Origin of the sequence: Halalkalibacter urbisdiaboli (genome assembly GCF_002156385.1) — a bacterium.
Lineage (GTDB): Bacteria > Bacillota > Bacilli > Bacillales > Bacillaceae_D > Halalkalibacter_A > Halalkalibacter_A urbisdiaboli.
On record NZ_MVJM01000003.1, the window covers coordinates 458,420 to 483,493 of the forward strand.

Sequence of the window (25,074 nt, forward strand, 5' to 3'; positions counted from 1 at the left end):
TTATTTTAAAAAAAACGTGCTCAATTTGAGCACGTTTTTTCCCCTTTATTTACGTAAGCGACCAAGCTCTGAAACAATCGCGTCAAGCTCACTTACAGAGAAGGATTGTTTTTTCTGAATCATTTCGTAAATGTCACGTAGCTCTTCATATTGCTCTGTGTCAAAACTTTTAGCGTTTAAGGCACCTGCATTTACAATTTGAAGTTTATCTTTGATACGCTCTATCATGTATTCAATGTTATCTCGGCTGTTAACAGATAAATCCATTATACCACCCTTTCTACTTGTACATTTTTATGATTTATATCGTACCATAGGAATGAGCATTTGTCGCTCATAGAAGGATAAAACCATAGTTACTTGTCAACTCATTTAATTGAGGAGCTGAGTATGGTAAAATAGGACAGTTGTTATAAAAGAATAGGGGGAAGGAATATGTTCCTCAAACGACTAGAGGTCGTAGGGTTTAAATCCTTTGCAGAACAAATTTCCATCGATTTTGTTCCGGGTGTGACAGCAGTTGTCGGCCCTAATGGGAGTGGGAAAAGTAATATTTCAGATGGAATTAGATGGGTGCTAGGTGAGCAATCAGCAAAATCACTAAGAGGTTCAAAAATGGAAGACATCATTTTTGCCGGAAGTGATTCACGAAAACCTCTTAATTATGCTGAGGTTAGCTTAGTATTAGATAATGAAGACCAACATATTCCCATTGATTACAGTGAAGTAAGTGTGACTCGGCGTGTTTATCGCTCAGGTGATAGTGAATACTTTATTAATAAACAGACTTGTCGGCTTAAGGACATTGTAGAATTGTTTATGGATTCTGGTCTCGGACGAGAAGCATATTCAATTATTGGTCAAGGGAAAGTGGAAGAAATCTTAAGTAGTAAGGCAGAGGATCGTCGTGTAATTTTTGAAGAAGCGGCTGGTGTTCTAAAATATAAAACAAGAAAAATTCAGGCTGAAAAACGTTTAAATGAAACACAAGAGAATTTATTTCGTGTAGAAGACATTTTACACGAGTTAGAGGGACAAGTAGAACCATTAAAAGTGCAAGCGTCAATGGCAAAGGACTATCTAGAAAAACGTGAGCAATTAAAGGTCGTTGAAATTGCTCTTATGGTTTATGAAATTGAAGAGCTTCATGAAAGATGGACGAAAGAAAAAGAGCAGCTTGACCAGTTACGCCTTCAATATACAGAGCGTTCTGAGAAGCTAGAAGAGATGGAGTTAGAATTAGGGAAGCTTCGTCAACGTTCATTCGAAGTTACTGAAAGTATTAACCAAGCACAGGATGAATTACTTTTAGCTAGTGAAGAATTAGAAAAAAATGAAGGCAAACGTGAAGTTTTAAAGGAACGGAAAAAAAATGCTTCACAGAATAAAGAACAATTAATAAAAGCAATTAACGAAAGAACGGAGCAAAAAAAGCAAATTGAAGTGGAATACCGGCTGCAATCGGAACGGTTAGCTGAAGCTAGAGAAACTCTTACTAAGTTAGAACAAAAGGTGAAGGAAAAAGAACAGCTTCTTTCGCTATCTGAAGCAGATGTGGAGCAGGAATTAGACAGGTTAAAGGCGGACTATATTGAAGTTTTAAATGAACAAGCATCTATCCGCAATGAAAGAAGGTATTTAGAAGAGCAACAACGTCAACAAAAAACAAAGCAAGAGCGTTTGTTATCGGAGAATGAAGGAATGCTTTCAACCCGAAAAGAAATGCAAGAAAAGCAAACTGCAGCAGTAGAGCGGTTGCAGGTAAAAGAAAAACAGTTAACGACCATTAGTGATAGGTTTCGTCAGCTTCAAAGAAGTCTAGAGCAGCAAAAAGAACGATATCATAAAAAGGAATCACAGCTTTATGAAGCATATCAGTTGATTCAAAAGCTACAATCAAGAGCAGATGTCCTTGAAGAGATGCAGGCTGACTTCTCAGGGTTCTTTCATGGTGTTAAAGAGATACTAAAGGCTCGTGATGGTCACCTACAGGGGATTGTTGGGGCAGTTGCTGAACTGATTCAAGTTCCTAAACAATTTGAGACTGCTTTAGAAGTAGCACTAGGAGGGGCATCACAGCATATAGTTGTTGAAAGTGAAGCCGATGCAAGACAGGCTATCCAATTCTTAAAGAAGAACCGAATTGGGAGAGCGACTTTTTTACCTTTACCTGTTATGAAGCCTAGAACAATTCCAGACTTTCAATTACAAGAACTAAGTAAAAATGAAGCGTTTGTCGGTATTGCCTCTTCTCTTCTAACCTTTGATAAGCGATATCATGATGTTATCTCAAATTTACTCGGCCATGTTATTATTGCAAAAGATCTACACGGTGCAAATGCGTTAGCTAGGATTGTAAATCATCGTTTTCGGGTTGTTACCTTAGATGGGGATGTTGTTAACCCTGGGGGTTCGATGACTGGAGGAAGTGTGAAGCAGTCCCAAACACCTTTACTCGGTCGAAAGCGTGAGCTAGAGGATTTACAGACGAAGCTTGTTAAACTGAAGGAATCATCCTATGATTTAGAGCAGGCCGTAAAGTTATTAAAGGAACAAGTAAAAGAATCAGAAACTGAGCTTGAGCATGTAAGGCAAGAAGGGGAAGACGCTAGAACTGAGCTTCAGGAAGCAAAAACAGTACTACGTGAATTAGAGTTAGAAGCGAATAATATGGAAGAACGATTTGTTCGTTATGATCGGGACCATGAAAGCTTTTTGAATGAGTATGAGCGTATAACAGACCGTCTAGCAGAGCTAGAAATTAGCTATGAGCATGCATTAACTGAAGCAGAACAGCTAGAGGCTGAGGTGAAGCGTCTTGAAGAAGAGCGAAAGCAGCAAAGAAGTTCTAAGGAAACATTACAGCAGGAACTCACGACTGATAAAGTCGAACTAGCTCAAGCTAAGGAAAGGTTTCATTTTATTCGCGAGCAAGTTCAAAGGCTTCAGTTAAATCAAGAGCAGAACCACAATGAACTTACTGACTTACAGGACCAATTTTCGTTGTTAGAGTCAGAGTTAACGGATGGGACAACAGGTGAACATACGTTAGCGGATCGGATTGAATTAAATCGGAAAAAGAAACAAGATTTATCTGAAAAACTGCATGCTGCACGTAAGGAACGAGAAGGGTTAGAGCAAGAATATATCGAATTAGAAAAAAAGCTTAAACAACAACAAGGTGAAGCAACGTTAATGGCAGATGAGTGTCGACAAATTGAAGTTAGAGTTAATCGTCTTGATGTTGAATTAGACAACCGTTTAACGCATTTGCGTGAGGAATATGAGCTATCTTTCGAGGCAGCCAAGCAGGAATACGAACTGACAATCGAAGCTGAGGAGGCGCGTACAAAGGTGAAGCTCATTAAGTTAGCTATTGATGAGTTGGGTCATGTTAATCTGGGGGCAATCGAGGAATATGAACGAGTGCGTGAACGTTTTGACTTTCTTTCTGAACAACAGAAAGATTTGCTTGAAGCAAAGGCAACATTACATGAGGTTATAGCTGAAATGGATGAGGAAATGACAAAGCGTTTTAAGGACACATATTCTCATATAAGACAGCATTTTCAAGTTGTTTTCCGAGAATTATTCGGTGGTGGAGAGGCCGACCTTGTTTTAACGCAACCAGATGATATGTTAAACACGGGTGTTGAAATCATGGCTCGTCCACTCGGGAAGAAGCTACAAAATCTTGCCTTACTTTCTGGTGGTGAGCGAGCATTAACTGCGATAGCACTCCTTTTCGCCATTTTAAAGGTCAGACCTGTCCCATTCTGTGTTCTTGATGAAGTTGAAGCTGCATTAGATGAGGCAAATGTTAGTCGTTTTGCCCACTTCTTAAAAGATTTCAGTCAGGCAACACAATTTATTGTTATTACGCATCGAAAGGGTACGATGGAAGAAGCTGATGTGTTATACGGGGTTACAATGCAAGAATCTGGAGTGTCTCGTCTAGTATCAGTTCGTTTAGAAGAGACAAAAGAATTAATTGAAAGCTAGGAGCGTGTGAGATGAGTTTTTTCAAAAAGCTGAAAGAAAAGATTACGAACCAAACAACGGAAGTTACTGAAAAGTTTAAGACAGGTCTTGAAAAAACGAGAGATTCCTTCGTAGGAAGAATGAATGATCTTGTTTATCGTTACAGAAAAGTGGATGAAGACTTTTTTGAAGAGCTAGAGGAAATCTTAATTAGTGCTGATGTTGGGGTTACCACTGTTATGGAATTAATCGATGAGCTAAAAGATGAAGTGCGTATTCGGAACATTAAAGATACAAAAGAAATCCAGCCAGTCATTTCCGAGAAATTAGCTGAGCTACTCCAAAAGGAAGAGGATGAAGCGACATTAAACTTACAAACAGATGGAATGACAGTTGTCTTATTTGTTGGTGTTAATGGAGTAGGGAAAACAACGACAATTGGTAAGCTAGCACACCAATTGAAGCAAGATGGCAAAAAAGTGATGCTTGCTGCCGGAGACACGTTTAGAGCAGGAGCTATTGAGCAACTTGAAGTATGGGGGGAGCGTGTTGGGGTTGATGTAATCAAACAACAAGCAGGTTCTGATCCAGCTGCAGTCATGTATGATGCTCTTCAAGCTGCAAAATCTCGAAACGTTGACGTTCTCTTATGTGATACAGCAGGCCGCCTTCAAAACAAAGTAAATTTAATGAATGAGTTAGAAAAGGTAAAGCGTGTAATTGAACGTGAAGTTCCAGGAGCGCCACATGAAGTATTACTCGTACTTGATGCGACAACTGGACAAAATGCAATGTCTCAGGCAAAAACGTTTGGTCAATCGACTGACGTATCAGGAATCGTATTAACGAAGCTTGATGGAACGGCTAAAGGTGGAATTGTGTTGGCCATTCGCCATGAGTTAGATATTCCAGTGAAATATGTCGGCCTTGGTGAAAAAATGGACGACCTTCAAGCCTTTGATGCTGAACAATTCGTGTATGGCTTGTTTAAGGATGTATTGGAGGAAGAAGAGGAAGAAGGAGAAAAACAAGAATAGAGTGCAGGTACTGAAAAGGCGAATATCAGAGGGCACTGAAAAAGGGTGCTTTTCCCTTTTTCAGTGCCCTCCGTTGCTCGGGACATACGAGCAAGGAAGTTTATTCAAGTAGTAGCGAATGCTCCTGCGCGGGGCTCTTCGGAAGCCAGCAAGGAGGTATTTCAATGCAGTTGGCTTGTTAAGAAAAAAACTTGACACTTGTTTTTTAGTAATGTATCATAATATCTCGTAAAGGGAAATCACTTAACAAGGGGATGGTTTCGTGTTAGATAAGACGCTCCGAATGAATTTTTTATTCGATTTTTATCAGTCCTTGCTAACACCGAAGCAGCGTAAGTACATGTGGTTGTATTACCTTGACGATTTCTCACTTGGTGAAATTGCCGAAGAATTTGAAGTGAGTCGCCAGGCCGTTTATGATAATATTAAACGAACAGAAGCGATGCTTGAGGAGTACGAACAGAAGTTACAACTGCTTGAAAAGTTTGAAAAGCGTTCGGCTCTTATTGCTCAATTGAAAGAAGCAGCCAAAAGCAACGCGACTCCTGAAGAGATGACAGAGCTTATCGATTCTCTTGAGAAATTGGATTAGGAGGCGACATCATGGCATTTGAAGGTTTAGCGGAGCGATTGCAAGAAACATTAACAAAAATCCGTGGTAAAGGTAAAGTAACTGAACAAGACGTGAAGGATATGATGCGTGAAGTTCGTCTAGCATTACTAGAAGCGGATGTTAACTTTAAAGTAGTAAAACAATTTATTGCAACTGTTCGAGAAAAAGCACTTGGGCAGGAAGTTATGAAAAGTTTAACGCCTGGACAACAAGTCATTAAGGTGGTAAATGAAGAATTAACAGCTTTAATGGGTGGCGAACAAAGTAAGATTGCGGTGGCTAATAAACCACCAACTGTCGTCATGATGGTTGGTTTACAAGGTGCCGGTAAAACAACAACAACCGCAAAGCTTGCAAATCATCTTCGCAAAAAGCATAATCGCCAACCGCTCTTAGTTGCAGCCGATATTTATCGACCAGCCGCTATTAAGCAATTAGAGACACTTGGAAAGCAGCTTAATATGCCTGTTTTCTCATTAGGTGACCAAGTTAGCCCAGTTGAAATTGCCAAGCAAGCGATCGCAAAGGCAAAAGAAGATCATCATGACTATGTTCTTATCGATACAGCGGGGCGTCTTCATGTAGACGAAACGTTAATGGATGAGTTGAAGCAAGTGAAAGAGATTGCCAGTCCAGATGAGATTTTGCTTGTTGTCGATGCTATGACGGGACAAGATGCTGTAAATGTTGCGGAGAGTTTTAATGAACAACTCGATGTGACTGGTGTTGTTCTAACAAAATTAGATGGTGATACTCGTGGTGGTGCAGCGATTTCTGTAAAGGCTGTTACGAATACACCAATTAAGTTTGCTGGTATGGGTGAAAAGATTGATCAGCTTGAACCGTTTCATCCTGAAAGAATGGCATCAAGAATACTCGGTATGGGTGACGTGCTAACGCTAATTGAAAAAGCACAAACAAATGTCGACGAAGAAAAAGCTCGTGAATTAGAAAAGAAAATGCGTAATAACGAATTTACGTTTGATGATTTTCTTGAGCAGCTTGACCAAGTTCGAAATATGGGACCATTAGATGAGCTATTAAATATGATGCCTGGCTTTAATAAAGCAAAAGGAATGAAAGATTTACAAGTTGATGATAAACAGATTAGTCGAGTAGAAGCCATTGTTCGCTCGATGACGAAACAAGAGAAACAAGAGCCGAGTATGATTAATGGAAGTCGTCGTCGTCGAATTGCTAAAGGAAGTGGAACATCGATTCAAGATGTAAACAGATTACTAAAGCAATTTGAAGATATGAAGAAAATGATGAAGCAGATGACAAACATGACGGCAGGAAAAGGGAAGAAAAAAGGCAAAGGCCTTGGAGGTTTCAAACTTCCATTTTAATTGGAAATCGTTTTTTCTAGTTGACTCTAGAAAAATTGATGATATTATAAATTATTGTGTGAATATTTTTGGAGGTGTCCTACGAATGGCAGTAAAAATTCGTTTAAAGCGTATGGGTTCTAAGAAAGCCCCATTTTATCGTGTAGTAGTTGCAGATTCTCGCGCTCCGCGTGATGGTCGTTTCATTGAAGAGATTGGAACGTACAACCCACTTACTCAACCAGCTAAGGTTGATATTCAAGAGGAAAAAGCAGTGGATTGGATGTTAAAAGGTGCAAAGCCATCTGATACAGTACGTAACCTTTTCTCTAAAGCTGGTTTAATGGAAAAGCTACACAACTCAAAAAACCAAAAGTAATTCTTTCGGGTTTATAGGAGTGTAGAGAATCCTATTAAGGCATGAAGGAGAATGCGATGAAAGCGTTAGTTGAACATATTGCGAAATCGCTTGTTGACCAACCCGATTATGTTCAAGTCGAGGAGCAGCAAGACGGACAAACCCTATGTTTACGATTATCCGTTCATCCTGATGATATGGGGAAGGTTATTGGTAAACAAGGTCGAACAGCTAAGGCCATGCGCTCGGTTGTTTATGCAGCGGCAACAACGCAAAACAAGCGAGTGCGATTAGACATCGTTGATTAGCAAAAAGGGTGAGGGTAACCTCTCCCTTTTTGCTTTTATGCTTGGTGGTTTTTGGACAAACTGTTGATAATACCTTTGGAGAGTGACTTATGAAACTTTTGCGAACGGTTGCAGTTAAGCATATGTTAACCGAAAAGAAAAAGGCTAACATGCTTAAAGAGTTTGAAAAAGATGTCATACAGGTAGAGCGAGAATTAGAGCAGTTGAAATTTCAGCTACATAAAGCGATAAGAGATGTTGAGGGAAACGAAGAGAGACGGTTACTTCGTGAACGTTTTAATCAAGAGATAGCATTGAGACAAGAAAAGCTGGCAGCAGTTGATTTTAAAATTCAACAGTTGCAAAAGCTTGAAATTGGAACGGAGCTAAATGAAGGCACAGTTGATGCTATTGTTGATGTTCGTGTAGGCGACCCTTGGCCTGATCAATCAAATGAAATTGAAATCATAATAAAAGATGGCATTATTCATGAATTTCGAGAAGGTAGGAATGAGACATGACAGAATGGTTTAAAGTAGGAAAAATCGTCAACACTCATGGTGTAAGAGGAGAAGTGCGGGTCATTTCATCTACAGATTTTGCAGAAGAGCGCTATGCAAAAGGAACGGAGCTAATGATTCGTCTCGAAGACAAAGAAATACCTGTAATTGTTGCTCATCACAGAACACATAAAAATTTCGATTTATTGCAATTTGAAGGGTATCCATCTATTAATGAAGTTGAAAAGTTTAAAGGAAGCCAGCTTTTCGTTTCTGGGGAATATTTAGAAGATCTAAATGAAGGTGAGTTTTATTATCACGAGATTATTGGTTGTACGGTTGTAACAGAAGACGAAGAAGAGCTGGGAATAGTGAAGGAAATCATTGAAACGGGAGCCAATGATGTGTGGGTGATTCAACGAAAAGGTGGAGGCAAGGACGTGCTTATTCCTTATATTGAATCTGTTGTGCAAGAGGTAGATGTTGAACAGAAAAAAATTCACATTCATCTTCTAGAGGGGCTAATAGATTAATGAAAATTGATGTATTAACACTATTTCCGGAAATGTTTACTGGGGTTTTTGGTTCATCGATCTTAAAGCATGCAGAACAAAATGGTGCGGTGTCTTTCGGAGTTGTAGATTTCCGGGAGTATGCGGATAATAAACATAAGAAAGTAGATGATTATCCGTATGGTGGAGGAGCAGGAATGGTTTTACGTGCGCAGCCGATTTTTGATGCGGTTGATGCCTTAACAGAAACAATTGAAGACAAACCAAGAATTATTATGCTTTGTCCACAAGGTGAACGTTATACTCAAGCAAAAGCAGAAGAACTAGCAAATGAGAAGCATTTAATCCTTCTTTGTGGTCACTATGAAGGCTATGATGAGCGTGTACGAACCCATTTAGTAACCGATGAGATTTCGATCGGTGACTATGTTCTCACTGGTGGCGAATTAGGGGCTATGGTGATTGCTGACAGTGTGACTCGATTACTCCCTGGTGTGTTAGGTAATGAAGAATCAGCCGTTACAGATTCTTTTTCGACGGGTTTACTTGAGCACCCTCATTATACACGTCCAGCGGAATTTCGTGGTTTAAAGGTTCCAGATGTATTACTTTCTGGTCATCATAAAAATATTGAAGAATGGCGAAAGCTCGAATCTTTAAGACGAACATGGGAGCGGCGACCTGAATTAATTAATCATGAACGTTTAACGGAGGAAGAGAGAAAATGGTTACAAGAGTTGGAACTGCCTGATAAAAAATAACAACCTTGAAGAAAAACTTTTCTGAAACCTTGTGCTTCCATGTTCTCTATGCTATTATAATCTTTGTGGCTTAGGCCAGTGATTACGATGTTCCGCTGCAGAGTTACCTGATAAGAGCATCTGTATGGAAGGAGTGGAATTATATGAACAACATTATCCGTGAAATTACTAGTGAGCAATTACGTAGTGATATCCCTTCGTTTCGCCCAGGTGATACGTTAGTGATCCACGTTAAAGTTGTTGAGGGAACTCGTGAACGTATCCAGTTATTCGAAGGCGTTGTTATTAAGCGTCGTGGTACTGGAATTAGCGAAACTTTCACAGCTCGTAAGGTTTCTTACGGTGTAGGCGTTGAACGTACATTCCCATTACATTCACCGAAAATCGCTAAGATTGAAGTGAAGCGTCGCGGTAAAGTACGTCGTGCTAAACTTTACTATCTACGTGCATTACGTGGAAAAGCGGCTCGTATTAAAGAAATTCGATAAGTACAAAAGAAAGGAGCTTAGGCAACTAAGCTTCTTTTTTCATCAAAGAAGCGTTTCATAAAAAAGTTAATCTGACCCGTCCTTCAAAGAGTATGTTAAAATAAAAAAATGAAATAGAATTCATGGAGGAAACCTACATGACAAAGGCCAAATCAGATTCATGGGAATGGGTAAAAGCTGTTGCAATTGCACTTGTTCTTGCATTTGTTATCCGTTATTTTTTGTTTGCACCAATCGTCGTTGATGGGCAATCAATGATGCCAACACTGGAACACAGTGATCGAATGATCGTTGATAAAATTAGTTATGTCATTGGTGAGCCTAATCGGTTTGATATTATTGTATTCCATGCTCCAGATGGTAAAGACTATATAAAGAGGGTAATTGGCCTTCCAGGAGATAAGGTTGAGTATCGTGGCGATGTTCTTTATGTAAATGATGAACCGATAGAAGAACCTTATTTGGACGAGTTAAAGCAGGTGTATAAAGGGGAAAGTTTAACAAGTGATTTTCAACTTGTGGAAGTCACTAGTGAAACGGTTGTTCCAGAAGAACATCTTTTTGTATTAGGAGATAACCGTCGTCATAGTAAGGACAGTCGCGACATTGGAACCGTCCATATAGATAAAGTGGTAGGGAAAGCTAACGTTGTTTTCTGGCCAATTTCAGATATTCGAATCGCAAAGTAGGTGAAGAAGTGACGAAAACGATTCAATGGTTTCCGGGCCATATGGCTAAAGCTAGAAGAGAAGTTACGGAGAAGTTAAAATTAATTGATGTTGTCATTGAGTTATTAGATGCAAGGGTCCCACTATCGTCGCGTAATCCAATGATAGATGAGATTGTTGCTCATAAACCGCGTCTTATTCTTTTAAATAAAACAGATTTAGCTGATCCAAATGTGACAGCTCAATGGAAACGTTGGTTTGAACAAAAAGGGGCAATGGTTCTTTCAATTAACTCACAAACAGGAAAAGGAACTGAACAAATCGCTGCCGCTTGTCAGCAGCTTGCTAGTGCATTACTGGAAAAGCTGAGGTCGAAAGGAATGAAACCCCGAGCGATCCGGGCAATGATATTAGGGATACCAAATGTAGGGAAATCAACTTTGATTAACCGTCTTGCCTCTAAGAAAATCGCAAAGGTTGGTGACAGACCCGGAATAACAAAGCAACAGCAATGGATAAAGGTGGGTACAGAACTTGAATTATTAGATACCCCGGGGATTCTGTGGCCTAAATTTGAAGATCAAATAACGGGATTTCGTTTAGCTGCTACTGGGGCGATTAAAGATGAGTTACTTGATTTTCAGGATGTTGCTTTGTTTGTATTAAATTATTTAAAGGATGAATACCCTGACAGAGTCAAGGAGCGATACAAGTTAGAGCAAGTACCTGATGAAGGACTGGAGCTTTTCGACGCAATTGGTAGGAAAAGAGGATGTTTGCTTTCCGGTGGCTATATTGATTACGACAAAGCTGCAGAGATTATTTTGAGAGAGCTTCGTTCTGGAACACTTGGACAGATTACGCTGGAGAAGCCATCTAATTAATTGGAAGCCGTTAGAAAAACACTTTTCCGTTTTTCTAACGGCTTTTTTATGATGCCATAAAGTTTATGTTACATGATGACGATATAATAGATAGAAGAAAGGTGAGACGAATGAAGCGACTGGCAATTAAAGAAATTGAAAAACTATTAGATTATGAAACAAATATTGAAATGGGTTTTATTGAAGAATTGCGATTAGATGAACGGAAAGGTGTACAGCAATTACTTAGAAAATACGATAAGAAACGGGAGCATGTAGCAGCATTAGAAGCTATGCACGATAGTATGTGCGAACATGAGAGACAATTAAGAACAACGGGGTATAGAGCAATTGCTGGACTGGATGAGGTAGGAAGAGGCCCTTTAGCAGGTCCCGTTGTTGCTGCAGCTGTTGTACTTCCACCCCAATTTCAATTACTAGGTTTAACTGATTCAAAAAAGCTTTCAAAAGAAAAACGAGAACTATTTTACAAGGAAATAAAAAAACAAGCAACTGCATATTCCATTGCGACTGTAGATGCTCGAACTATTGATGAAATAAATATTTATCAAGCAACAAAGTTAGCCATGACTAAGGCGGTTAAGGGATTAGGTATTGATGTTGATTATTTACTTTTAGATGCAATTAATCTATCACTACCTATTAAACAACTTTCGTTAATTAAAGGTGACCAAAAAAGTCTTTCAATTGCTGCTAGTTCTGTTTTAGCGAAAGTAACAAGGGATCGATATATGGAAGAATTGGATCAAAAGTACCCAGAGTATGGTTTTTCAAAACATGTTGGTTATGGAACGAAAGAACATTTAGAGGCTATTAACCAATATGGTATTACTCCGGAACATAGACGATCGTTTCGACCAATTAAAGAGGGCTGTTAATACATATCAAAAAGGGAAGGGTGACCGAGGTGCTACATTCACAAATTCAGCATCAGAACATAAGAAAATCTGAGTGGCAATCCGTTAGGTCACTATCGTTTTCACAAGGTCAGGTTTTTAAAGGAAGGATTACCAAGCTTTATCCGAATAATCTTGCCTCATTAACAGTTCGAGGAATGGCTATAACAGCTAGACTCGAAGCGGCATTAACAGCAGGTCAAAGTTACTGGTTTGAGGTAGAGGAAAGCAGTGGGATTCCAAGGCTCAAAGTACTAGCCGACAACCGCCTTCAGAATCGAGAAGGTTCTCCAAGCCAAGAAATGCTTAAGCAGTTAGGGCTTCCACAAACAAAGGCAATGGAAGCACTAATAAAACAATTCTCGAGTGAACAAATACCTTTTACGAAAGATACGATTTTTTCAGCGGCTCAATTACTCACCAAATTAAACCGTTTTGATAAAGAGACACTCCTCCTTCTGCAAGGAATGATTCAAAGACAAATACCTTTGACAAGGGAGACATTTCTAGCTTTTCAAGCGACACAGCAGCAAGGCCCATTTAGTGAACAACTTTTTCAATTGGTTAGTGAAGCTAATCAGTTTAATCAACCGGGGGCCAAACAATTGGGAGAAGTAGTAAACCAGTTTTTAACGGCAAGCCAGCTTCCAAGTACACGTTCACCGATAAGTGAACTAATCATGATGTTTTCAAGCAATGGTTTTCCACAGCAGGTAAGAGAAGGTGCTCACACATTATTAGAACGGCTAGGGATAATTGAAGAAGGCGTTTCGAAGGAGCAAATTTACACACAATTTCGTGAGGCGTTGCTACGACCTGAAAACCGTATTCTAATCGAACAGCTTTGGCCTGATTTGGGAGGTGGAAGACAAGGACTAGATATCACTTCTTTTGATAAAAAAACGTTATTTGAGTTATTCATGTCACGGTTAACAATTCCTGCTGGGAAAGAAGCGAATGCTTCACTCAAGCTTCTTATACAATTATTTCAACCGAATCTTACAATTGAGCGAGTTCAACAGAATTGGAATCAATTACTTAATCAATCATTACCAGCTACAGAACGACTTGCTCTGCAACAGGCACTAGAAAGTACATTTACACAACAAACTCCAGGACGACCTTTAACCAACCATTTTCAAAACGTTTTACAGCTTTTAGGGTATCAACATGAAAGCGAAATGATAACCTTATTACAGGGTGATGTAAGAGAGGGAGAGCAATCCGAAAGACTGAAAGCTTCATTATTGGCAATGCAACAGGAAGAGCTTCCTTCTGGGTTGAAAGATAAATTGAATCAGCTTATTAACCGGATTACAGGTCAACAATTGCTTGCACAAGAGCAGGCAGGTCCTCTTCAACACATAGTCCTACAAGTTCCTTTGTCATTTGGGGCATTTAAAACTGACATGACAATGCACTGGGAAGGAAAAAAAACAAAAGATGGCAAACTAGATCCTAACCATTGTCGAATATTGTTTTATTTAACATTAGAAGGCTTAGAGGAGACGATTGTAGATGTTCAAATTCATAATCGAGTAATGGCAGTTACGATTTTTAATGAAAGAGAGCGGCCTGAAGGACTTATTCAGTTATTACTACCATCTTTAAAAAAATCTTTAGCAAACCATGATTACCAACTTTTATCGTTGTCCTGGAAGGAAATGAAAGAAGTCAATGCACCACAGAGTAAGGCAAAAGAAGCGTATCAGCAACAAGTAGGTTATCAAGGGGTTGATGTTCGGATATGAATGAGAATACTAAGAAACGAGCAGTTGCACTTAAATATGATTCCAAAAATAGTGAAGCCCCAAAGGTGGTTGGAAAAGGGGCTGGCTTTGTTGCAGAGGAAATCTTAAAACGTGCTAAGGAACATCAAATACCGATACAAGAGGACCCGACTTTAATTGAATTACTAGGTCAGCTTGAGATTAATCAGACTATTCCTCCCGAGCTGTATGAAGTTGTTGCGGAAGTATTTGCGTTTTTATATCGGATAGATCGAAATTTATAATTTTTGGTACTGTTAGTCTAAGCTGGACATACTAACAGTGCCGTTTTTTGATCTGTATTGTAAAAAAACGGTCCAAACAGTAAGGAGGGAAGATAGATGCAATCAAACAAGTTAGTCGTACCTGAAGTGGAGTCTTTTATTGAAACGTATAAAGAAGAAATTGCACATGAATTTGGTGTTTTTCATTCTGTGCAAGAAATGGATGCTAAGGCAAAGGACATGACAAGAACGATTTTAACGAAATCGGAAAAACGTGATTGTCATGAAAAATAAAAAGCAAGAAAATAGGCAAGCCGAACAAACACCTCTTGATTATTGGGATGAAACTATAGATCCTGCAACGATGAGTGGAGATCATTGGGTAGAATCCAACCTAAAAGCAATGGAAAATCAGCATGATCCCGCTGCTATGTTTATGCACCCAACACAAAATAGTGAGGGAAAAGGTACCGAGTAAATTAAAAAATTGTAAAGAAATTGTCGCAAGGAGGGTATTTACCCTCCCAAAATGTTTAAAACAATGCTAAAATAAAGGAGGATTTAGCCATTCGTCCATATAATACTAGAATGGCAAGGCAAGTAAATTGATAGGAGGCTGGAGAGAGAATGAATATCCATGAGTATCAAGGGAAAGAACTCCTACGCAAGTATGGAGTAGCTGTACCAAACGGAAAAGTTGCGTTCTCAGTTGACGAAGCTGTTGAAGCAGCAAAAGAATTAGGTACACAAGTATGCGTTGTAAAAGCACAGATTCATGCAGGTGGCCGTGGTAAGGCTGGCGGTGTTAAGGTTGCTAAAAACCTTGATGAAGTTCGTACATATGCTGATGAGATTTTAGGTAAAACACTAGTTACTCATCAAACTGGACCTGAAGGAAAAGAAGTAAAGCGCTTACTAATTGAAGAAGGCTGCGATATTAAAAATGAATATTACATTGGTCTAGTATTAGACCGTGCTACATCTCGTGTTGTTCTTATGGCATCTGAAGAAGGTGGCACAGAAATCGAAGAAGTAGCTGAAGCAACTCCAGAAAAAATCTTTAAAGAAGTGATTGACCCTGCTGTTGGTTTACAAGGGTTCCAAGCACGTCGTCTTGCTTTTAACATTAACATCCCAAAAGAGCTTGTTGGCCAAGCTGTTAAGTTTATGATGGGACTTTATAAAGTTTTCGTAGAAAAAGATTGTTCCATTGCTGAAATTAATCCACTTGTAACAACAGGTGATGGAAAAGTAATGGCACTTGATGCAAAGCTGAACTTTGATTCTAATGCATTATATCGTCAAAAAGATATTCTTGAGTACCGTGATTTAGAAGAAGAAGATCCGAAAGAAATCGAAGCTTCAAAGTTTGACTTAAGCTACATTTCATTAGATGGAAACATCGGTTGTATGGTAAATGGAGCTGGTTTAGCAATGGCGACAATGGATATTATCAAACACTATAATGGTGATCCAGCTAACTTCCTAGATGTTGGTGGCGGTGCCACAGCAGAAAAGGTAACGGAAGCATTTAAAATCATTCTTTCTGATGATGCTGTTAAAGGAATTTTCGTTAATATCTTCGGTGGAATTATGAAGTGTGACATTATTGCTGAAGGTGTTGTAGAAGCTACAAAGCAAGTCGGTCTTGAAATTCCACTTGTTGTTCGTTTAGAAGGTACAAATGTTGATTTAGGAAAGAAAATTCTTTCTGAGTCAGGTTTAAATATTACTGCTGCAGATTCAATGGCGGATGGCGCACAAAAAATCGTATCACTAGTGAAATAGAAAGGCGGGACGTGGAGAATGAGTATCCTTATTAACAAAGATACAAAGGTCATTGTACAAGGGATTACTGGAGCAACTGGATTGTTCCATACGAAGCAAGCTGTTGAGTACGGAACAAACATCGTTGGTGGTGTAACTCCTGGAAAAGGCGGAACAGAAGTAGAGGGAATTCCGGTATTTGATACAGTTGAGGATGCAGTAAAAGCAACAGGTGCAAATGCATCAGTTATTTATGTACCACCTGCATTTGCTGCTGATGCAATTATGGAGGCTACAGACGCAGAATTAGATCTAGCTATTTGTATTACAGAAGGCATTCCTGTTATGGATATGGTTAATGTAAAGCGTTACATGGAAGGTAAAAAAACACGTTTAATTGGACCGAACTGCCCAGGTGTTATTACACCTGAAGAATGTAAAATTGGTATTATGCCAGGATATATTCACAACAAAGGTCATGTCGGCGTAGTTTCACGTTCTGGAACATTAACGTATGAAGCTGTACACCAACTTTCAACAAACGGGATTGGTCAATCTTCGGCAGTTGGTATCGGTGGAGACCCAGTAAACGGAACAGACTTCATTGATGTGTTAAATCTTTTCAACGAAGATCCCGACACTTATGCTGTAATCATGATCGGTGAAATTGGTGGAACTGCTGAGGAAGAAGCAGCTGAATGGGTGAAAGCAAATATGACGAAACCTGTTGTCGGCTTTATCGGTGGTCAAACAGCGCCTCCAGGGAAGCGTATGGGGCATGCTGGTGCAATTATCTCTGGTGGTAAAGGTACTGCTGCTGAAAAAATTAAAACGATGGAAAGCTGCGGCATTAAGGTTGCTGAAACTCCATCGGTTATGGGTGAAACACTTATTTCAGTGCTAAAGGAAAAAGGATTACTTGAAAAGTGTATCACTCATGAAGTGGCAAAGTAATTTTTTATGAATGAGTGTTAACGCTCATTTCTTTAGGGGTGTCCCGATTTTAGTGGCACCCCTAATTTTACTTAGAAATATTAATAAAAGGATGTGCAAACATGTCGACGTTTACACAACGTATCGTTCACCTGCACAGCTGTCGTGGGTCAACCTGGCGTTTATTAGCAGCTATTTATGAAGCTGATCCATTTTTGGAGGAAATTTATACGTACCGACTTAGCGAACTCGAAAAAAAATTTCAACTGCGTTCTAATCAAGCGCAACGATTTTATTATGACCTTCATCACTACTCCCCAGAAAAGATTTATCAAACCTACGTAAGTCAAGGGATCTCAATATTAACAGTCTTTGATAAAGGCTATCCTCTTCTTTTAAAACAAATCTATGATCCGCCTTGGGTTTTATATGCAATCGGTAATTTGTCCTTACTGACCTCCGCTAAACTTCTTGCCGTTGTTGGCACTCGCTATCCAACTGAGTATGGTTATACTAGTTTAAAAAAGCTAATTCCACCTCTAATAAAGGATGGCTGGACCATTGTAAGTGGGATGGCAAAGGGGATTGATCGATTTGCACATGAACATGCAGTTTACAGTCAAGGTCACACAATTGCTGTGTTAGGCTCTGGATTAATGCAACCTTATCCTACAGAAAATAATTCCCTCTTTCAATATCTCTCAAAACATCAACTTATTTTATCTGAATACCCGCCTTATGTACCTGCCAATAAGTGGCAATTCCCGGCGAGAAATCGAATTATTAGTGGTTTGTCAAAAGGTGTCCTTATTATTGAAGCAAAAGAGAAAAGTGGCTCTCTCATTACGGCAGATCAAGCCTTAGATCAAGGGAGAGACGTATTTGCTGTACCTGGTCCAATAGACTCACAACAATCTGATGGTACGAATCATTTGATTCAGCAGGGCGCGATTTTAACAAGGACTGCAGAAGATATTATTTGTGAATATTATCATCGTCAAAAGTGATCGCAATATTCCGTTCTTTTTAACAAAATATGTCGTTTTTTGTTCTTTTCTATTTAAATAGTGGGAACTTTTTCTAACTTCTGTTTGACAAATGCTAAAAAACTGTTTAATAATGAGGAAGATTTTATTTTATCTTTCGAGAGAGGGAGTTGCTTTATGGCCGATTATTTAGTAATCGTTGAATCTCCCGCCAAAGCAAAGACCATTGGTAAGTATTTAGGGAAGAAATATATTGTAAAAGCTTCAATGGGACATGTTAGAGACTTACCGAAAAGTCAAATGGGAGTAAATGTCGAAGAAAAATTTGAACCAAAGTATATTACGATACGTGGAAAAGGTCCAGTATTAAAAGAATTAAAAACTGCGGCAAAAAAAGTAAAAAAAATTTATTTAGCAGCTGACCCCGACAGAGAAGGGGAAGCTATTGCGTGGCATCTTGCTCACAGCTTAGATATTGATGAAAATTCAGACTGCCGTGTAGTTTTTAATGAAATAACGAAGCAAGCGATAAAGGATGCATTTAAGGAACCACGTCCAATCAATATGGATCTCGTTGATGCACAACAAGCCCGTCGTGTACTCGATCGACTTGTTGGTTATAATATCAGTCCATTATTATGGAAAAAAGTAAAAAAGGGTCTTAGTGCAGGGCGAGTACAGTCTGTTGCAGTAAAAATGATAATAGACCGAGAAAAAGAAATTCAAGCCTTTGTTCCAGAGGAATACTGGAGTATTCAAGCTCAATTTGCTTTAGACAAAGAACCGTTTGAAGCAAAATTTTATGGCGTAAACGGTGAAAAAACAGATTTAAAATCTGAACAAGAGGTCCAAGCGATTCTTTCCAAAATTAAAGGAGACGCTTTTAACGTTGTTTCTGTAAAGAAGAAGGAAAGAAAGCGAAATCCAGTTACTCCATTTACGACATCCTCTTTACAGCAAGAAGCTGCTAGAAAGCTAAATTTCCGAGCGAAAAAGACGATGATGATTGCCCAGCAACTTTATGAAGGTATTGACCTTGGTAAAGAAGGAACCGTTGGGTTAATAACTTATATGCGTACGGATTCAACAAGAATATCCGAAACAGCACAAGTTGAAACGAAGGAATATATCGAAAAAAACTTTGGACCAGAATATTGCCGCCAAGGTGAACGAACTGTAAAAAAAGATAAAAAAGCACAAGATGCCCATGAAGCCATTCGCCCGACGTCAGTATATTACGATCCGAAAACGTTAAAAAGTTATTTATCAAGGGATCAGCTACGTTTATACAAATTAATCTGGGAACGCCTTGTTGCCAGTGAAATGGCGCCGGCAATTATGGATACAATGACCGTCGATTTGGAGAATCAAGGGGTTATTTTTAGAGCAACAGGTTCAAAGGTTAAGTTTGCCGGGTTCATGAAAGTTTATATTGAAGGAAATGATGATGGAAAGAAGGAAGAAGATCGACTTCTTCCAAATTTAGAAGAAAACCAATCCGTACAAAAGACGGAGATTGAGCCAAATCAACATTTTACACAGCCACCTCCACGTTACACCGAGGCTCGTTTAGTAAAAACGTTAGAAGAGTTAGGAATTGGACGTCCATCAACCTTTGCTCCTACTTTAGATACAATTCAACGTCGAGGATACGTAGCTCTTGAAGATCGGCGCTTCGTACCAACAGAGCTTGGTGAAATTGTTCTTGAATTAATTGTTGAATTTTTTCCAGAAATACTCGATGTGGAATTCACTGCTAAAATGGAAAATGACCTCGATTCAATTGAAGAAGGGCAGCATAATTGGATTGAGATCATAGACGATTTTTATAAAGGATTTGAAAAGCGTTTAACCGTAGCCGAAGAGGAAATGAAAGAAGTTGAAATAAAGGATGAACCTGCTGGTGAAGATTGTGAGAAGTGCGGGAATGAAATGGTTTATAAAATGGGGCGTTACGGAAAGTTTATGGCGTGTTCAAATTTCCCAGACTGTCGAAATACAAAAGCCATCGTAAAGGACATTGGGGTTACATGTCCATCATGTCATGAAGGAAGTATTGTTGAAAGAAAGAGTAAAAAGAGACGAACGTTTTTTGGTTGTAATCGTTATCCTGACTGTGAATTTGTTTCTTGGGATAAGCCAATTTCAAGACCATGTCCGAAATGTGAAAGTTTATTAGTTGAAAAGAAAACGAAAAAAGGTGTTCATGTTCAATGTACTTCTTGTGATTATAAGGAAGAGACAAACTAGTTTTGTTGAACTGATTTGAAAAAAGTATTATGATGAAAAAAGATTTCGTTAACATAATGGAATAAAGACTGAGTGAGCCTTCACCTACACTAGGTGAAGGCGTTTCTACGCATTCATAATCAGATCAACATTGGAGGTACGTAAGAATGAGTATTCAACACGTTAATGTAATCGGAGCTGGGCTTGCAGGAAGTGAAGCAGCATGGCAGCTTGCGAAACGAGGAATAACTGTACATTTATATGAGATGAGACCTGTTAAGCAAACGCCAGCGCATCATACAGATAAATTTGCAGAGCTTGTATGTAGTAATTCACTTCGTGCAAATGGATTAACAAATGCAGTTGGTGTATTAAAGGAAGAAATGCGTCATTTGGATTCAGTTATTATTAGTTCAGCCGATGAAGCTGCGGTTCCAGCAGGAGGAGCATTAGCCGTTGACAGACATGACTTTGCAGATAAAGTGACAAGTAGGGTTCGCAACCATCCGAATGTTATTGTGAAAACAGAGGAAGTTGCTGACATCCCAGAAGGGCCAACAATTATCGCAACAGGCCCCCTAACCTCTGAGAATCTATCGAAAAGGTTGCGCGAACTAACAGGAGAAGAGTATTTATACTTCTACGATGCTGCAGCACCAATCATTGAAACAGACTCAATCGACATGGACAAGGTCTATTTAAAATCCCGTTATGACAAAGGTGAGGCCGCATATTTAAACTGTCCAATGACAGAGGAGGAGTTTGATCGCTTTTACGATGCACTTGTTTCCGCTGAAACAGTACCTTTAAAGGAGTTTGAAAAGGAAGTCTTTTTTGAAGGGTGTATGCCAATCGAGGTGATGGCCAAGCGTGGTAAAAAGACAATGCTGTTTGGTCCAATGAAGCCAGTTGGACTCGAGCATCCTGAAACAGGAAAACGTCCTTATGCGGTTGTCCAGCTTCGCCAAGATAATACATCAGGGACTTTATATAATATCGTTGGATTTCAAACTCATTTAAAATGGGGACCACAAAAGGAAGTTTTAAAATTAATTCCAGGTTTAGAAAATGCTGAAATTGTTCGTTATGGCGTTATGCATCGAAATACATTCGTGAACTCGCCAAATCTTCTTTTACCCACATATCAATATAAACATCGTAAAGATTTGTTTTTTGCTGGACAAATAACAGGGGTTGAAGGCTATGTAGAATCTGCAGCAGCAGGTTTAATTGCCGGTTTAAATGCAGCCCGACTAGTACAAGGCAAAGACTTATTGACATTCCCTGAAGAAACAATCCTCGGAAGTATGGCGAATTACATTACAACAGCTAATTCAAAAAACTTTCAACCGATGAATGCGAATTTTGGTTTAGTTCCACCTTTAGAGGTTAGAATTAGAAATAAGCAGGAACGTTATGCGCAGCTAGCTGATCGAGCATTGAGCACAATTCAGAATTTTGTGAAAAAAATGTAAACATCATTGCCAGAGCTACTAAAATCATGATAGAATTTAGTAGCTCTGTGAGGTGGTAAAACATGTTAGTTAAAGAAGAAAACGAATGGGTTGAGAATTTCATTCGTTATTTACAGATTGAAAAAAATAGTTCCATACATACAATTAATAATTATAGTAGAGATATTATCTTTTTTCGTCAATTTATGATTGATAATGGATTATCATCATTTGTTTCTGTAACCTACTCACATGTTCGATTGTTTTTAACTAATTTATATAAACAAAAATATAAACGAAAGTCAGTTGCGAGAAAGATATCGGCAATGCGAAGTTTTTTTCGTTTTTTAATACGAGAAGAAAAGCTTACCAAAAATGTCTTTGCACAGGCTTATCTTCCGAAAAGAGAAGAACGTTTGCCTCACTTCCTTTATGAAAATGAAATGACAGTATTATTTGATTCAATGATGAATACAGAGCCATTAGATTTACGTGATAAGGCGATTATAGAAGTGCTCTACGGTGCAGGACTTCGTGTTAGTGAATGTAGTCAACTAACTTTATCAGATGTTGATTTTTCGATTGGAACGGTTTTTGTGATGGGAAAGGGTCGGAAAGAACGATACGTACCCATTGGTGCTTTTGCCTGTGATGCTTTACATGATTATATAGAAAAAGGACGAGTGAAACTTTTAAAATCGGGTAAACAAGATACAAAACATCTTTTTTTAAATAATCGTGGTGGTCCACTATCTGAACGAAGTATTCGGACGATTCTTACAAAGCGGGTGGAAAAGGCCGCTTTATCAATTCATGTAAGCCCACATGATATTCGCCATTCATTTGCAACTCACTTATTAAATAATGGTGCTGATTTACGTACAGTTCAGGAATTACTCGGACATAGGCATTTATCAACGACTCAAATTTATACTCATGTGACAAAGGATCGGTTAAGGGATGTTTATATGAATCATCATCCACGTGCGTAGATGGATAAAGGAGGAATTGAAATGGATTCTACATTTCATGCGACAACGATATTTGCTGTTCATCATAAAGGCGAGTGTGCTATGGCAGGTGACGGCCAGGTTACCTTTGGGAACGCTGTTGTGATGAAACATACGGCCAAAAAGGTCCGGAAAATATATCATGGTAAAGTATTAGCTGGCTTTGCTGGGTCAGTTGCAGATGCGTTTACGCTATTTGAAAAGTTTGAAGGCCGTCTTGAAGAATACAATGGAAATCTTCAACGTGCTGCAGTTGAATTGGCGAAGGAATGGCGAAGTGATAAAGTCCTACGTCGATTAGAAGCCATGCTTATCGTAATGAATAAGGAACATCTTTTATTAGTATCAGGAACAGGCGAAGTGATTGAGCCTGATGACGGGATTTTAGCTATAGGCTCTGGTGGGAATTATGCTCTTTCAGCAGGTAGAGCATTAAAAAAACATGCACCAGGTTTAACTGCAAAAGAAATTGCGAGAGCAGCTCTTGAAACAGCAGGAGAGATATGTGTATACACGAATTTAAATCTTGTTGTTGAAGAACTTATATAAGGCAATAATAAACCTTTGATTTGGAGTGTGATTAGATTGAAAACCGAATTAACACCTAGACAAATCGTCGAAAGGCTTAATCAATATATAGTCGGTCAAGAAGGAGCGAAAAAATCCGTTGCGATTGCTCTTCGAAATCGATATCGTCGTAGTCTTTTAGATAATAAATTACGGGATGAGGTCACACCGAAAAATATTTTAATGATTGGACCAACAGGTGTTGGAAAAACTGAAATCGCAAGAAGACTTGCTAAGCTAGTGGGAGCACCCTTCGTGAAAGTTGAGGCTACAAAGTTTACAGAAGTAGGCTATGTTGGTCGTGATGTAGAGTCAATGGTTAGAGATTTAGTAGAAACAAGTGTCAGATTAGTGAAAGAGGAAAAAATGCATGGGGTAAGACAACAGGCAGAAAGGCAAGCGAATAAACGAATTGTTGACCTCCTTGTACCATCCTCAAAAAAACAAACTAATTATAAAAATCCGTTTGATATGATTTTTGGTAATCAGAATGAACAAGAGGAAGAGGCACCGGCAACAGAAGATCAAGGGATTGACCAAAGAAAACAGCAAATGGCACACAAGTTAGCTCTTGGAGAACTTGAAGACCATATGGTAACTATCGAAGTTGAAGAGCAATCACAAAGCTTCATGGATATGTTCCAAGGTGCTGGAATGGAACAAATGGGAATGAATATGCAGGAAATGCTAGGAAGCATGATGCCGAAGAAACGTAAGAAGCGGCGTTTACCTGTATCTGATGCAAGAAAAGTATTAATAGAGGAAGAAGCTCAAAAGCTAATTGATATGGATGAAGTTACACAAGAAGCCGTATCTAGAGCAGAACAAGTAGGGATTATTTTCATTGATGAAATTGACAAAGTTGCCGGTAAGGGACAACAATCCGCAGATGTATCAAGAGAAGGTGTTCAACGTGATATACTACCAATTGTAGAAGGGTCTACTGTTGTCACTAAGTACGGACCTGTTAAAACGGATCATGTGCTATTTATTGCAGCTGGTGCATTCCATATTGCAAAACCATCCGATTTAATTCCAGAACTCCAAGGTCGCTTTCCAATTCGTGTTGAGTTAGCAAACCTAACAGTAGATGACTTTGTCCGAATCTTAGTTGAACCTGATAATGCATTGGTTAAGCAATACACGGCCTTATTAGAAACGGAGGGTATAAAAGTTTCGTTTTCTGACGAAGCTGTTCATAAGATTGCGACAATTGCAACGGAAGTAAATCAAGATACAGAAAATATCGGAGCTAGACGACTACATACTCTCTTAGAACGACTATTAGAAGACTTATCATTTGAAGCCCCCGATATTAATTTAGAAGAAATAGTAATAACACCAGAATACGTAGATGAAAAACTATCAACCATAGCCAAAAATCGCGACTTAAGCCAGTTTATATTATAGGCGGCACGGATGTGACGCCGGCAGCCGAACGTAGAGAGGCTCAAGGTTTAAAAAAGGCGGCACGGATGTGACGCCGGCAGCCGAACGTAGAGAGGCTCAAGGTTTAAAAAGGCGGCACGGATGTGATGCCGGCAGCCGAGCACAGGGAGGCTCATAATTGTATGCAGCAGCCTCCTATTACGCTTAAATGAGACTACATACAAAAGAGAATGATTTGAACATACGTACCATATTTATTAAGACTCAGGAGGAGACGAATGAAATGGATTTACTAACGAGATCAAGAAAAATTAATGAGATGCTTCAAAAGTCCGGAGGGCAACATGTTAGTTTTCGTGATATGGCGGAAACGTTAAGGGATGTAATAAGTGCAAATATTTTTGTTGTTAGTCGTAGAGGAAAATTATTAGGG

Annotated in this window: 26 protein-coding genes and 1 pseudogene; 26 read left to right on the forward strand and 1 reads right to left on the reverse strand. The window is 39.0% G+C overall.

Annotated features, from left to right (window positions below; translation table 11 throughout):
* Nucleotides 1–45: 45 nt before the first annotated feature.
* Nucleotides 46–267, reverse strand: a complete 222-nt coding sequence (locus B1R93_RS16540) for a DUF1128 domain-containing protein (protein WP_088105063.1) — start codon at nucleotides 265–267, stop codon at nucleotides 46–48.
* 168 nt (nucleotides 268–435) lie between these two features.
* On the opposite strand from B1R93_RS16540, the gene smc reads away from it, so the two are divergent.
* The 26 genes and pseudogenes from smc to B1R93_RS16665 all read left to right on the forward strand — a co-directional run.
* A complete protein-coding gene (smc, locus tag B1R93_RS16545) occupies nucleotides 436–4,002 on the forward strand; it encodes a chromosome segregation protein SMC (RefSeq protein WP_088105064.1) in 3,567 nt (1,188 codons plus the stop codon).
* Between the two features lie 11 nt (nucleotides 4,003–4,013).
* Nucleotides 4,014–5,018 (forward strand): signal recognition particle-docking protein FtsY, encoded by a 1,005-nt coding sequence (ftsY, locus tag B1R93_RS16550; protein ID WP_088105065.1) that lies wholly within the window; start codon nucleotides 4,014–4,016, stop codon nucleotides 5,016–5,018.
* A 262-nt stretch (nucleotides 5,019–5,280) separates the two neighbouring features.
* Entirely contained in the window at nucleotides 5,281–5,610 is a 330-nt protein-coding gene (locus B1R93_RS16555) for a putative DNA-binding protein (RefSeq protein ID WP_088105066.1), read from the forward strand.
* Nucleotides 5,611–5,621: 11 nt separating this feature from the next.
* Nucleotides 5,622–6,980, forward strand: a complete 1,359-nt coding sequence (ffh, locus tag B1R93_RS16560) for a signal recognition particle protein (protein WP_088105067.1) — start codon at nucleotides 5,622–5,624, stop codon at nucleotides 6,978–6,980.
* Nucleotides 6,981–7,065: 85 nt separating this feature from the next.
* Nucleotides 7,066–7,338: a 30S ribosomal protein S16 gene (rpsP, locus tag B1R93_RS16565; protein ID WP_088105068.1), complete on the forward strand. Its 273-nt coding sequence runs from the start codon at nucleotides 7,066–7,068 to the stop codon at nucleotides 7,336–7,338.
* A 56-nt stretch (nucleotides 7,339–7,394) separates the two neighbouring features.
* Nucleotides 7,395–7,625 carry a KH domain-containing protein gene (locus B1R93_RS16570; RefSeq protein ID WP_088105069.1) on the forward strand — a complete coding sequence of 77 codons (231 nt, stop codon included), beginning with the start codon at nucleotides 7,395–7,397 and terminating at the stop codon, nucleotides 7,623–7,625.
* Between the two features lie 89 nt (nucleotides 7,626–7,714).
* Complete coding sequence (locus B1R93_RS16575; RefSeq protein ID WP_088105070.1) at nucleotides 7,715–8,125, forward strand: YlqD family protein; 411 nt, start codon at nucleotides 7,715–7,717, stop codon at nucleotides 8,123–8,125.
* Complete coding sequence (rimM, locus tag B1R93_RS16580; RefSeq protein WP_088105071.1) at nucleotides 8,122–8,637, forward strand: ribosome maturation factor RimM; 516 nt, start codon at nucleotides 8,122–8,124, stop codon at nucleotides 8,635–8,637. Before B1R93_RS16575 ends, rimM begins: the two co-directional genes overlap by 4 nt.
* Entirely contained in the window at nucleotides 8,637–9,377 is a 741-nt protein-coding gene (trmD, locus tag B1R93_RS16585; RefSeq protein ID WP_088105072.1) for a tRNA (guanosine(37)-N1)-methyltransferase TrmD, read from the forward strand. The genes rimM and trmD overlap by 1 nt, the downstream gene beginning before the upstream one ends.
* A 143-nt stretch (nucleotides 9,378–9,520) precedes the next feature.
* A complete protein-coding gene (gene rplS / locus B1R93_RS16590; RefSeq protein ID WP_088105073.1) occupies nucleotides 9,521–9,865 on the forward strand; it encodes a 50S ribosomal protein L19 in 345 nt (114 codons plus the stop codon).
* 137 nt (nucleotides 9,866–10,002) lie between these two features.
* Nucleotides 10,003–10,554 carry a signal peptidase I gene (gene lepB, locus B1R93_RS16595; RefSeq protein ID WP_088105074.1) on the forward strand — a complete coding sequence of 184 codons (552 nt, stop codon included), beginning with the start codon at nucleotides 10,003–10,005 and terminating at the stop codon, nucleotides 10,552–10,554.
* 8 nt (nucleotides 10,555–10,562) lie between these two features.
* Nucleotides 10,563–11,417 carry a ribosome biogenesis GTPase YlqF gene (gene ylqF, locus B1R93_RS16600; protein ID WP_280949490.1) on the forward strand — a complete coding sequence of 285 codons (855 nt, stop codon included), beginning with the start codon at nucleotides 10,563–10,565 and terminating at the stop codon, nucleotides 11,415–11,417.
* A 110-nt stretch (nucleotides 11,418–11,527) separates the two neighbouring features.
* Entirely contained in the window at nucleotides 11,528–12,295 is a 768-nt protein-coding gene (locus tag B1R93_RS16605; RefSeq protein WP_088105075.1) for a ribonuclease HII, read from the forward strand.
* A gap of 29 nt (nucleotides 12,296–12,324) precedes the next feature.
* Complete coding sequence (locus tag B1R93_RS16610) at nucleotides 12,325–14,064, forward strand: hypothetical protein (RefSeq protein WP_088105076.1); 1,740 nt, start codon at nucleotides 12,325–12,327, stop codon at nucleotides 14,062–14,064.
* A complete protein-coding gene (locus tag B1R93_RS16615) occupies nucleotides 14,061–14,327 on the forward strand; it encodes an EscU/YscU/HrcU family type III secretion system export apparatus switch protein (protein ID WP_088105077.1) in 267 nt (88 codons plus the stop codon). The genes B1R93_RS16610 and B1R93_RS16615 overlap by 4 nt, the downstream gene beginning before the upstream one ends.
* Nucleotides 14,328–14,423: 96 nt before the next feature.
* The gene (locus B1R93_RS22755; RefSeq protein ID WP_133058669.1) at nucleotides 14,424–14,600 is read left to right on the forward strand and encodes a small, acid-soluble spore protein, alpha/beta type; all 177 of its coding nucleotides are present in this window, start codon (nucleotides 14,424–14,426) and stop codon (nucleotides 14,598–14,600) included.
* Nucleotides 14,590–14,784, forward strand: coding sequence for a DUF3905 domain-containing protein (locus B1R93_RS16620; protein WP_088105078.1), 195 nt, complete (start codon nucleotides 14,590–14,592; stop codon nucleotides 14,782–14,784). The genes B1R93_RS22755 and B1R93_RS16620 overlap by 11 nt, the downstream gene beginning before the upstream one ends.
* A 149-nt stretch (nucleotides 14,785–14,933) precedes the next feature.
* A complete protein-coding gene (gene sucC / locus B1R93_RS16625) occupies nucleotides 14,934–16,094 on the forward strand; it encodes an ADP-forming succinate--CoA ligase subunit beta (RefSeq protein WP_088105079.1) in 1,161 nt (386 codons plus the stop codon).
* Between the two features lie 18 nt (nucleotides 16,095–16,112).
* Nucleotides 16,113–17,027 carry a succinate--CoA ligase subunit alpha gene (sucD, locus tag B1R93_RS16630; protein ID WP_088105080.1) on the forward strand — a complete coding sequence of 305 codons (915 nt, stop codon included), beginning with the start codon at nucleotides 16,113–16,115 and terminating at the stop codon, nucleotides 17,025–17,027.
* 101 nt (nucleotides 17,028–17,128) lie between these two features.
* Complete coding sequence (dprA, locus tag B1R93_RS16635) at nucleotides 17,129–18,013, forward strand: DNA-processing protein DprA (protein ID WP_088105081.1); 885 nt, start codon at nucleotides 17,129–17,131, stop codon at nucleotides 18,011–18,013.
* A 156-nt stretch (nucleotides 18,014–18,169) separates the two neighbouring features.
* Nucleotides 18,170–20,242 (forward strand): type I DNA topoisomerase, encoded by a 2,073-nt coding sequence (gene topA / locus B1R93_RS16640; protein WP_088105082.1) that lies wholly within the window; start codon nucleotides 18,170–18,172, stop codon nucleotides 20,240–20,242.
* Between the two features lie 146 nt (nucleotides 20,243–20,388).
* Entirely contained in the window at nucleotides 20,389–21,696 is a 1,308-nt protein-coding gene (trmFO, locus tag B1R93_RS16645) for an FADH(2)-oxidizing methylenetetrahydrofolate--tRNA-(uracil(54)-C(5))-methyltransferase TrmFO (RefSeq protein ID WP_088105083.1), read from the forward strand.
* A 62-nt stretch (nucleotides 21,697–21,758) separates the two neighbouring features.
* Nucleotides 21,759–22,667, forward strand: coding sequence for a tyrosine recombinase XerC (gene xerC / locus B1R93_RS16650; protein WP_088105084.1), 909 nt, complete (start codon nucleotides 21,759–21,761; stop codon nucleotides 22,665–22,667).
* A gap of 21 nt (nucleotides 22,668–22,688) precedes the next feature.
* Complete coding sequence (hslV, locus tag B1R93_RS16655; RefSeq protein ID WP_088105085.1) at nucleotides 22,689–23,234, forward strand: ATP-dependent protease subunit HslV; 546 nt, start codon at nucleotides 22,689–22,691, stop codon at nucleotides 23,232–23,234.
* 36 nt (nucleotides 23,235–23,270) lie between these two features.
* Nucleotides 23,271–24,662 carry an ATP-dependent protease ATPase subunit HslU gene (gene hslU, locus B1R93_RS16660; RefSeq protein ID WP_088105086.1) on the forward strand — a complete coding sequence of 464 codons (1,392 nt, stop codon included), beginning with the start codon at nucleotides 23,271–23,273 and terminating at the stop codon, nucleotides 24,660–24,662.
* Between the two features lie 262 nt (nucleotides 24,663–24,924).
* Nucleotides 24,925–25,074 (forward strand): annotated as a pseudogene (locus tag B1R93_RS16665) (GTP-sensing pleiotropic transcriptional regulator CodY); the annotation flags it as partial.

Coding starts and splice junctions, on each gene's coding strand:
- B1R93_RS16540 (WP_088105063.1), bottom strand. CDS start 267: ATGGATTTATCTGTTAACAGCCGAGATAACATTGAATACATGATAGAG.
- smc (WP_088105064.1), top strand. CDS start 436: ATGTTCCTCAAACGACTAGAGGTCGTAGGGTTTAAATCCTTTGCAGAA.
- ftsY (WP_088105065.1), top strand. CDS start 4,014: ATGAGTTTTTTCAAAAAGCTGAAAGAAAAGATTACGAACCAAACAACG.
- ffh (WP_088105067.1), top strand. CDS start 5,622: ATGGCATTTGAAGGTTTAGCGGAGCGATTGCAAGAAACATTAACAAAA.
- rpsP (WP_088105068.1), top strand. CDS start 7,066: ATGGCAGTAAAAATTCGTTTAAAGCGTATGGGTTCTAAGAAAGCCCCA.
- B1R93_RS16570 (WP_088105069.1), top strand. CDS start 7,395: ATGAAAGCGTTAGTTGAACATATTGCGAAATCGCTTGTTGACCAACCC.
- B1R93_RS16575 (WP_088105070.1), top strand. CDS start 7,715: ATGAAACTTTTGCGAACGGTTGCAGTTAAGCATATGTTAACCGAAAAG.
- rimM (WP_088105071.1), top strand. CDS start 8,122: ATGACAGAATGGTTTAAAGTAGGAAAAATCGTCAACACTCATGGTGTA.
- trmD (WP_088105072.1), top strand. CDS start 8,637: ATGAAAATTGATGTATTAACACTATTTCCGGAAATGTTTACTGGGGTT.
- rplS (WP_088105073.1), top strand. CDS start 9,521: ATGAACAACATTATCCGTGAAATTACTAGTGAGCAATTACGTAGTGAT.
- lepB (WP_088105074.1), top strand. CDS start 10,003: ATGACAAAGGCCAAATCAGATTCATGGGAATGGGTAAAAGCTGTTGCA.
- B1R93_RS16605 (WP_088105075.1), top strand. CDS start 11,528: ATGAAGCGACTGGCAATTAAAGAAATTGAAAAACTATTAGATTATGAA.
- B1R93_RS16615 (WP_088105077.1), top strand. CDS start 14,061: ATGAATGAGAATACTAAGAAACGAGCAGTTGCACTTAAATATGATTCC.
- B1R93_RS22755 (WP_133058669.1), top strand. CDS start 14,424: ATGCAATCAAACAAGTTAGTCGTACCTGAAGTGGAGTCTTTTATTGAA.
- B1R93_RS16620 (WP_088105078.1), top strand. CDS start 14,590: ATGAAAAATAAAAAGCAAGAAAATAGGCAAGCCGAACAAACACCTCTT.
- sucC (WP_088105079.1), top strand. CDS start 14,934: ATGAATATCCATGAGTATCAAGGGAAAGAACTCCTACGCAAGTATGGA.
- sucD (WP_088105080.1), top strand. CDS start 16,113: ATGAGTATCCTTATTAACAAAGATACAAAGGTCATTGTACAAGGGATT.
- dprA (WP_088105081.1), top strand. CDS start 17,129: ATGTCGACGTTTACACAACGTATCGTTCACCTGCACAGCTGTCGTGGG.
- topA (WP_088105082.1), top strand. CDS start 18,170: ATGGCCGATTATTTAGTAATCGTTGAATCTCCCGCCAAAGCAAAGACC.
- trmFO (WP_088105083.1), top strand. CDS start 20,389: ATGAGTATTCAACACGTTAATGTAATCGGAGCTGGGCTTGCAGGAAGT.
- xerC (WP_088105084.1), top strand. CDS start 21,759: ATGTTAGTTAAAGAAGAAAACGAATGGGTTGAGAATTTCATTCGTTAT.
- hslV (WP_088105085.1), top strand. CDS start 22,689: ATGGATTCTACATTTCATGCGACAACGATATTTGCTGTTCATCATAAA.